The organism is Rhizobacter sp. P2_H2, from assembly GCF_056403375.1.
In genome coordinates, this window is the sequence record NZ_JBFUFP010000974.1 from 1 (window position 1) to 2,063 (window position 2,063).

3 protein-coding genes are annotated in these 2,063 nt (G+C 68.0%); 2 read left to right on the forward strand and 1 reads right to left on the reverse strand.

All coding sequences use genetic code 11. The features are described 5' to 3' along the window. Positions 1-436 (forward strand): metal-dependent hydrolase (locus AC1D15_RS28925; protein ID WP_477828732.1); only part of this gene is annotated, 436 nt, incomplete at its 5' end. Here AC1D15_RS28925 and AC1D15_RS28930 read toward each other — a convergent pair. Then, positions 327-1,394, reverse strand: a complete 1,068-nt coding sequence (locus AC1D15_RS28930) for a PEP-CTERM sorting domain-containing protein (RefSeq protein WP_477828733.1) — start codon at positions 1,392-1,394, stop codon at positions 327-329. The genes AC1D15_RS28925 and AC1D15_RS28930 overlap by 110 nt on opposite strands. Positions 1,395-1,485: 91 nt before the next feature. On the opposite strand from AC1D15_RS28930, the gene AC1D15_RS28935 reads away from it, so the two are divergent. Further along, on the forward strand, positions 1,486-2,063 hold a 578-nt coding region (locus AC1D15_RS28935), incomplete at its 3' end, for a CoA transferase subunit A (RefSeq protein WP_477828734.1).

Consider the following 2,063-nt stretch of genomic DNA (forward strand, 5'->3'; position numbering starts at 1 on the left):
GCACTTCACCGCGATCATGGCGGCCTGGATGCTGCAGCACCCGCAGCGGCTCGACGGCGCCGAGGCGCGGCTGCGCACGATGTGGCTGTGGCATGCGTCCGAGGAGACCGAGCACCGCAGCACCGCGTTCGACGTCTACCGCGCCGGTGGCGGCAACCACCGCTGGCGCATCCGCTGGTTCCGCGTCGTCACCTTCTTCTTCGTCACCGACGTGATGCGCCAGACCCTGCGCAACCTGTGGCACGACGGTGCGCTGCTGCAGGKCGGCACCTGGCGCAGCGCCTGGCGCCTGCTGTTCGCGAAGGGCGGGCTGGTGCGCGACACCTTCACGCCATGGCGAGCGTACTTCCGGCCGGATTTCCACCCGCTGCAGCAGGACGAGCCGCGCGCCGCAGCATGGCTGCGAGAGAACGCCGGGCAGTTCCGCGAGGTGTAGCGGGCGGGGCCTGGCGCCGCAGGCACCATGCCAGCCATCCGACGCCCAATGCCATCATCAGCGCCGTTGCAGGCTCCGGAATCGCCTGCACCGAACTGAAGGCGAACACCCCCAGGCTCGCGAACATCGGAAGGGGGGAGTCGTTGTGCAGCGTCAACGACAGCGCGCCGAAGGAGTCGGCGCTGTAGGTGAAAGCCTCCGGGCCGCCCGCGTGGGCTTGCGACGCGTCGTCCCACACGGTCGGATCGTCGTCCAGGATCCAGGCGTGCAGGCTGACGGCGTGCTGGTAGACGCTGTCGTCGCTCAGCGTCAGCGTCGCGAGGTTGTAGTTGCCGTCAGGTGCGAACTGGTAGTGCGTCGACAGCGCGTGCGGGTTGCTTCGGTCGAGCGTCGCCAGTCCCGACAGCGTGATCGACCCATGCGGATCCAGCTTCACGAAGCGTTGCCAGTTGATGCTCGCACTGGCGTTGTCGGTCGGCACATCGGTCGCCCAGCTCACGCCCAGGCTGTTCGTCGTGCTGTACGCGCGTGCCGACAGCTGCGATCCGCCGAGTGCCGGGAACAGCCGGTCCGACTCGCCGAACGGTGCGCCGTATTCAAGGCCGTTCGGGCCGACGAAGTTGTCGTATCGGGACGTATTGCCGGTCTGGTCCTGAGAGGTGAACATCTGACCGCCGATGTAGTTGCCGGCCAGCCAGTGGCCGACGTCGCCGGGCTCGCGCGGCGCATCGCGGCTCGCCGCGATGGTGGTGATCGGGTCCAGCGTGAACCCGGCCGAGCCGTGCTCTGCCGCCGGGGCGGTGGCCTGCAGCCCCAGTCCGGCCAGCATGATGACGAGTGCATGGATCTTCATCGCGTCGATCTCCTGAAGCTGCCGCGGTGGATGCCGGGGGCGAGAGTCCGCTCGGCAAATGGCGTGCCTGACCGCGTCCGGCCCTGTTTCGTGTTCGCGCTTCACCCTAGTCATTTCTACGTACCGCCCGCCCGGCCTACGTAACGCACTACGTAGTACGCTTCGCGGCTGATTTCCATTGCGCAGGAGACGCTCCATGAACAAGGTGTACGCCAGTGCCGCCGACGCCCTCAAAGGCATCGTGCGCGACGGCCAGCTGCTGGCCGTCGGCGGCTTCGGGCTGTGCGGCATTCCCGAGGCCCTGATCGGCGCGCTGCGCGACAGCGGCGCGAAGAACCTGACGGTGATCTCGAACAACGCCGGCGTCGACGGTTTCGGCCTCGGCCAGCTGCTCGAGACCCGGCAGATCAGGAAGATGATCTCCAGCTACGTTGGCGAGAACAAGGAGTTCGAGCGCCAGTACCTGGCCGGCGAACTCGAGCTCGAGTTCACGCCGCAGGGCACGCTGGCCGAGAAGCTGCGCGCCGGCGGCGCCGGCATTCCGGCCTTCTTCACGAAGACCGGTGTCGGCACGCTGGTCGCCGAAGGCAAGGAAACCCGCGAGTTCGACGGCGCCGTCTACGTGATGGAGCGCGCGCTGCTGCCCGAGGTGAGCCTGGTGAAGGCGCACAAGGCCGACCGCAGCGGCAACCTGGTGTTCCGCCGCACCGCGCGCAACTTCAACCCGGCGGTCGCGATGGCCGGCAAGGTCACGGTGGTCGAGGTGGAAGAGAT